The 6,437-nt window shown below is 69.6% G+C and carries 5 protein-coding genes; 4 read left to right on the top strand and 1 reads right to left on the bottom strand.

Annotation, left to right across the window (positions count from 1 at the left end):
• The 4 genes from ABDW35_RS29585 to edd form a co-directional block, all read left to right on the top strand.
• The coding region (locus ABDW35_RS29585) for an ATP-dependent Clp protease ATP-binding subunit (protein ID WP_343717434.1) at positions 1-1,611 on the top strand (1,611 nt) is incomplete at its 5' end.
• Between the two features lie 296 nt (positions 1,612-1,907).
• Entirely contained in the window at positions 1,908-3,386 is a 1,479-nt protein-coding gene (gene zwf / locus ABDW35_RS29580; RefSeq protein ID WP_343717433.1) for a glucose-6-phosphate dehydrogenase, read from the top strand.
• Between the two features lie 3 nt (positions 3,387-3,389).
• Positions 3,390-4,082 carry a 6-phosphogluconolactonase gene (pgl, locus tag ABDW35_RS29575; RefSeq protein ID WP_343717432.1) on the top strand — a complete coding sequence of 231 codons (693 nt, stop codon included), beginning with the start codon at positions 3,390-3,392 and terminating at the stop codon, positions 4,080-4,082.
• Between the two features lie 132 nt (positions 4,083-4,214).
• Positions 4,215-6,023 (top strand): phosphogluconate dehydratase, encoded by a 1,809-nt coding sequence (gene edd / locus ABDW35_RS29570; RefSeq protein ID WP_343717435.1) that lies wholly within the window; start codon positions 4,215-4,217, stop codon positions 6,021-6,023.
• Positions 6,024-6,138: 115 nt separating this feature from the next.
• Here the strand turns inward: edd and ABDW35_RS29565 are convergent.
• Positions 6,139-6,437 (bottom strand): putative sulfate exporter family transporter (locus ABDW35_RS29565; protein WP_343717431.1); only part of this gene is annotated, 299 nt, incomplete at its 5' end.

Below are 6,437 nucleotides of genomic sequence, written 5' to 3'. Positions count from 1 at the left end.
CTTTCGGCGACGGTGGAGCAGACGGTCAACATCCTGCGCGGCCTGCGCGACCGGCTGGAGGGCCATCACCAGGTGACGATCCAGGACCAGGCCTTCACCGCCGCGGCGGAGCTGTCCGACCGCTACATCTCCGGCCGCTTCCTGCCGGACAAGGCGATCGACCTGATCGACCAGGCGGCCGCCCGGGTGCACCTGTCGATCACCTCTCGCCCGGCCGAGATCCAGGAGCTGGAATCCGAGGTGGCGCAGCTGAAGCGCGAGCACGCCTACGCCAATTCGCGCAAGCGCTACGACCGGGCCAAGGCCTTCGAGGAGCAGCTCGCCGAGAAGGAGAAGACCCTGGCCGAGCTGACCGATGAGTGGAAGCACCGCATCGGGTCCAGCACCGCCGAGGTCACGGTCGAACATATCGCCGAGATCGTGTCGAAGCTGACCGGCATCCCGGTCACCGAGCTGACCGCCGAGGAGAAGGCCAAGCTGCTGCAGATGGAGGAGCGGCTGCATCGGAGGGTGATCGGGCAGGAGGAGGCGATCCGCGCGGTCAGCGACGCCGTCCGCCTGTCGCGCGCCGGGCTGCAGCACGGCCACCGGCCGATCGCCAACTTCCTGTTCCTGGGCCCGACCGGCGTCGGCAAGACCGAGCTGGCCAAGGCCCTGGCCGAGGTGGTGTTCGGCGACGAGGACGCGATCATCCGCGTCGACATGAGCGAGTATATGGAGCGCCATGCCGTGTCCCGGCTGATCGGCGCGCCTCCGGGCTATGTCGGCTACGACGAAGGCGGCCAGCTGACCGAGCGGGTGCGCCGCCGGCCCTACAGCGTGATCCTGCTGGACGAGATCGAGAAGGCCCATCCGGACGTCTACAACGTGCTGCTGCAGGTGTTCGACGACGGCCGCCTGACCGACGGCAAGGGCCGGGTGGTGGATTTCAGCAACACGCTGATCATCGCCACCTCGAACCTCGCCTCCGACATCATCATGGGGCGGCAGACCCGGATCGGCTTCAACGCCACCGGCAGCGGCGTCCAGGGCGACGTCATGGGCGTGCTGCGCCAGCATTTCCGGCCGGAGTTCCTGAACCGGATCGACGAGATCATCATCTTCCACGCGCTGACCGACGACCAGATCAAGCAGATCGTCCGGCTGCAGCTGGACGGCGTGATCGCCACGGCGCGCGGGCAGGACATCGACCTGGTGGCGGATGACTCGCTGGTCGAGCTGCTGGCGGCCGAGGGCTACCAGCCGGAATACGGCGCCCGCGAGCTGCGGCGCCAGATCCGGCAGCTGGTCGAGACCCGGCTGGCCAAGGCCATGCTGAAGGGCGAGGTGAAGGAGGGCGACCGCGTCGTCTTCCGTGCCGACAAGGGCGAGGTGACCTACACGGTCGGGCCGAAGCCGGCAGCGAAGGCGGAGACGCCGACGAAGGCTGCGAAGCCGGCGGCAAAGCCGAAGAGGCCTGCCAAGGCGCAGCCGGCCGGCAACGGCAAGGCCGCGCCGGCGAAGCGTGCGGCCCCGGCGAAGCGCGCCGCATCGGCCAAGGCCAAGCCGGCCGGCGGCACCGGCAAGGGCAGGGGACCGGCCAAGGGCCCGTCGGCGCGGACCCGGGGCTGACCTGCCCATTCCTCGCTGTCATTGCGAGGAGGCGAAGCCGACGAAGCAATCCATCGTCCCGCAAGAGCGGCTGAATGGATTGCTTCGCTGCGCTCGCAATGACGGTGTGTGGGGCTGGGACCGAAAATGAGGCATCTGCTCGTCCTTTGGGCAGGCGCGGGACAAGCAACGCACCGCACCCGCGCCTGACTCAACCGACGCATGCGTGCGGCCGGCCCTCGGCCCGCATTTCCCGCTGGCACTTGCGGTGCGACCCGCCGATAACAGCGGCTCGATTTGGTCCGAGGGTTGGATACATGATCGCGCGCGTCATCGCCGTGGAGCCATTCGACATCGTCGTGTTCGGCGCGACGGGAGACCTGTCCCAGCGGAAGCTGCTGCCGGCGCTGTATGAGCGCGACAAGGCCGGGCAGGTCCCGCCGGGCGCGAGGATCATCGGCACGTCGCGGCGGCCGATGTCGGATGCCGAGTTCCACGACTTCGCCCGCAAGGCGATCTTGCAGCATGTGCCGTCGGCGGAGCAGAGCGGCACGGTGCTGGACGATTTCCTGGCCCGGCTGTCTTATGTCCCGGTCGATGTCTCGGCCGGCAATGGCTGGGACGGGCTGGGCGAGGCGCTGGGCAACGATGCTCAGCGCATCCGCATCTTCTATCTCGCCACCTCGCCGGACCTGTTCGGGGAGATCTGCGACCAGTTGGGCGCGCATGGCCTGGTGACCGAGCGGGCCCGCGTCGTGGTCGAGAAGCCGATCGGCAAGGACCTGGAATCGGCCCGGGCGCTGAACGACGCCATCGGCCGTGTCTTCCCCGAGGAGTCGATCTATCGCATCGACCACTACCTCGGGAAGGAGACGGTGCAGAACCTGATGGCGCTGCGCTTCGCCAACGCCCTGTTCGAGCCGCTGTGGAATTCCTCCCACATCGACCATGTGCAGATCACCGTGGCCGAGAGCCTGGGGGTCGAGGGCCGCGCCGGCTACTATGACGGCGCCGGCGCGCTGCGCGACATGGTGCAGAACCACATCCTGCAGCTGCTCTGCCTCGTCGCCATGGAGCCGCCGACCTCGATGGAGGCCTCGGCGCTGAGCGACGAGAAGCTGAAGGTGCTGAAGGCGCTGAAGCCGATCACCGACGGCATGGTCAACACCATGACCGTGCGCGGCCAGTACCGCGCCGGCGCCTCGGCCGGCGGCGCGGTGCCGGGCTATCTCGACGAGCTCGGCGACAGCACCAGCCACACCGAGACCTTCGTCGCGCTGAAGGCGCAGATCGACAACTGGCGCTGGGCCAACGTCCCGTTCTATCTGCGCACCGGCAAGCGGTTGGCGGCGCGGATGTCGGAGATCGTCGTCACCTTCCGCGCCATCCCGCATTCGGTGTTCGACGAGTCGGCAGGCCTGATCTCGCAGAACCACCTCGTCATCCGGCTGCAGCCCGACGAGGGCGTGAAGCTTTGGCTGATGATCAAGGATCCGGGCCCGGGCGGCATGCGGCTGCAGCACGTGCCGCTGGACATGAGCTTTGCCAAGGCCTTCAACGTGCGCAACCCGGACGCCTATGAGCGGCTGGTGATGGATGTCGTCCGCGGCAACCAGAGCCTGTTCATGCGGCGCGACGTGGTCGAGCAGGCCTGGACCTGGGTTGACCCGATCATCGAGGCCTGGAAGGCGTCGAAGGAGCCGCCGAAGCCTTACACCGCCGGCACCTGGGGCCCGTCCGCCGCGATCGCCCTGATCGAGCGCGACGGCCGCACCTGGCACGAGGACGAGGACTGAGCCATGGCCATTGCGCGTCACGACTTCCCGACCAAGGAGGCGCTCGCCGATGCCCTCGCCGGGCATGTCGTCGACGCGCTGACGGCACGGCTGGCGCGCTCCGACCGGGCCGCGCTCGCCGTCTCCGGCGGGCGCACCCCGACCCGGTTCTTCGAGGCGCTGTCGCGGAAGCCGGTCGACTGGGCGCGGGTCGACGTCACCCTGGTCGATGAGCGCTGGGTGGGCGAGGATTCGGACCGCTCCAACGCCGCGCTGGTCCGGCAGCACCTGCTGCAGGGGCCGGCCGCGGCGGCGAATTTCGTGCCGCTGCACATCGACGCACCGACGCCCGAGGATGGGATGGCGCAGGTGACGGCCAGCATCGCCGCCCTGCCGCTTCCCTTCGCGGTGGCGATCCTGGGCATGGGCGATGACGGCCACACCGCCTCCTTCTTTCCCGGCGGCGACCGGCTGGCCCAGGCGCTGGACCCGGCCCCGGGGCAGCTCTTGGAGACCATGCGGGCGCCGGCGGCGGGCGAGCCGCGCATCACCCTGACGCTGCCGGTCTTGCTGGCGGCCGACACTCTGTGCCTTCATATCGAAGGGACAGGGAAGCAGCGCGTGCTGGAAGCGGCCCTGGTCAGCGGCCCGGCGGAGGCGATGCCGATCCGCGCCGTGCTGACCCGCCGTCCGGTCGAGATCTTCTGGTGCCCGTGACGCATTGCGTCCGGAGCTAACAAGAAACTTCAAATAAGTACGATAACGTATTGATCATGATGCATGATCGGGTCGGAGAATGCTGTCTGGCCCGGTCGGGGCGAGACAGTGAGCCAAGGAGCCAGCCCGATGGTGCAAGCCCGCATTGCCGAGGTGACCGAGCGGATCGCGCGGCGCAGCCATGACGCCCGGTCGGCCTATCTCGACCGCATCGCCGCCGCGGCGGAGCAGGGGCCGGCCCGCCGGCGCCTGGGCTGCGCCAACTTCGCGCATGGCTTCGCCGCCTGCGGCATCGACAAGGGCGCGCTGCGCGAGGGCGAGGGGCCGAACCTGGCCATCGTCACCTCCTACAACGACATGCTGTCGGCGCATCAGCCCTTCGAGCGCTATCCGGACCTGATCCGCCAGGCGGCGCGCGCGGTCGGCGGCACGGCGCAGGTGGCGGGCGGCGTGCCGGCGATGTGCGACGGCGTCACCCAGGGCGAGGCGGGGATGGAGCTGTCGCTGTTCTCGCGCGACGTCATCGCCCTCTCCACCGCGGTCGCCCTGTCGCACCAGATGTTCGACGCTGCCGTGTTCCTCGGCGTCTGCGACAAGATCGTGCCGGGCCTGGTGATCGGCGCCCTGTCCTTCGGCCATCTGCCGGCGGTGTTCATCCCGGCCGGGCCGATGCCGTCCGGCCTGCCCAATGACGAGAAGGCCAAGGCCCGGCAGCTCTATGCCGAGGGCAAGGTCGGCCGCGACGCGCTCTTGGAGGCCGAGGCGAAGTCCTATCACGGGCCGGGCACCTGCACCTTCTACGGCACCGCCAACACCAACCAGATGCTGATGGAGGTGATGGGCCTGCACCTGCCGGGCTCCTCCTTCGTCAACCCGAACACGCCGCTGCGCGACGCCCTGACGCTGGAGGCGGCGAAGCGGGCGCTGGCGATCACGGCGCTGGGCAACGAGTTCATGCCGGTCGGCCGGCTGATGGATGAGCGCGCAGTGGTCAACGGCGTCGTGGCGCTGCACGCCACTGGCGGGTCGACCAACCACACCATGCACCTGATCGCTATGGCTGCGGCGGCCGGCATCACCCTGACCTGGGACGATTTCTCCGACTTGGCGGAGGCCGTGCCGCTGCTCTGCCGCGTCTATCCGAACGGCAAGGCCGATGTGAACCATTTCCACGCCGCCGGCGGCACCGGCTTCCTGATCCGCGAACTGCTCGGCGGCGGGTTATTGCACGGCGACGTCGCCACCATCTGGGGCGGCGGGCTGGACCGCTATTTGGTCGAGCCCGGCCTGGACGAGAAGGGCGAGGTGGTGTGGCGCGAGGCGGCGACGGCCAGCGGCGACACCACGGTGCTGCGCGGCGCGGCCGAGCCGTTCCAGGCCACCGGCGGGCTGCGAGTGCTGGACGGCGATCTGGGCCGTGCGGTGATCAAGACCTCGGCGGTGGCGCCGGAGCGGCATGTGATCGAGGCGCCGGCGAAGATCTTCCATTCGCAGGAGGAACTGCAGGCCGCCTTCCGCGCCGGGGCGCTGGACCACGACTTCATCGCCGTGGTGCGGTTCCAGGGCCCGAAGGCCAACGGGATGCCCGAGCTGCACAAGCTGATGCCGCCGCTCGGCGCGCTGCAGGACCGTGGCCGCAAGGTGGCGTTGGTCACCGATGGCCGCCTGTCCGGCGCCTCGGGCAAGGTGCCGGCGGCGATCCATGTGACGCCGGAGGCCGCGGTCGGCGGCCCGATCGCCAAGCTGCGCGACGGCGACATCCTGCGGCTGGACGCGGTGACCGGGCGGCTCGAGATCCGCGACATCGACGCCGAGGAATGGGCCGCGCGGGAAGATGCGACGGCCGATCTCGCCCCGTCGCATGTCGGCGTCGGCCGCGAGCTCTTCGCCGCCTTCCGCCACGCCGCCGGCCGGGCCGATGCCGGGGCATCGATCTTCTGAGGTCCCGAAGCCCAGAAAAATCGTCATCCCCGCGAGAGCGGAGATTTCGTGACGCTCTGATCGGAAAGAGATTCCCGCTTGCGCGGGAATGACGGTGAGCGGTGGTGGTTTGGCCTCAAACGATCCCGAGCAGTCGGATCAGGCCGAAGCTGATCGCGCCCAGCACCAGCAGCGACAGGGTGACGGCGGCGGTCACGCGGCCGCCGGCCTTGGCGACGCTGCCCAGGTCGGTGCTGAGGCCGAGCGCGGCCATCGAGATCACGGTCAGCGCGGTCGCCGCCGTCGCGGCCGGGGCCAGCACCGCCTCGGGCAGCAGCCCGAAGGAGCGTAGCACGGCCAGCAGCAGGAAGCCGTCGATGAACCAGGGCACCAGCTTGTGCCAGGGCATCCGGCCCTTGGCGAGGGCGGCGCCGT

The organism is Inquilinus sp., from assembly GCF_039594555.1.
In the GTDB taxonomy this organism is placed as follows: Bacteria; Pseudomonadota; Alphaproteobacteria; order DSM-16000; family Inquilinaceae; genus Inquilinus.
The sequence above is the reverse complement of the archived record's forward strand: the minus strand, read 5'-3'. Positions and strand labels throughout refer to the sequence as shown.

Bases quoted from the DNA above. Each gene is read 5' to 3' on its own strand.
- pgl (WP_343717432.1), top strand. From the start codon at position 3,390: ATGGCCATTGCGCGTCACGACTTCCCGACCAAGGAGGCGCTCGCCGAT.
- zwf (WP_343717433.1), top strand. From the start codon at position 1,908: ATGATCGCGCGCGTCATCGCCGTGGAGCCATTCGACATCGTCGTGTTC.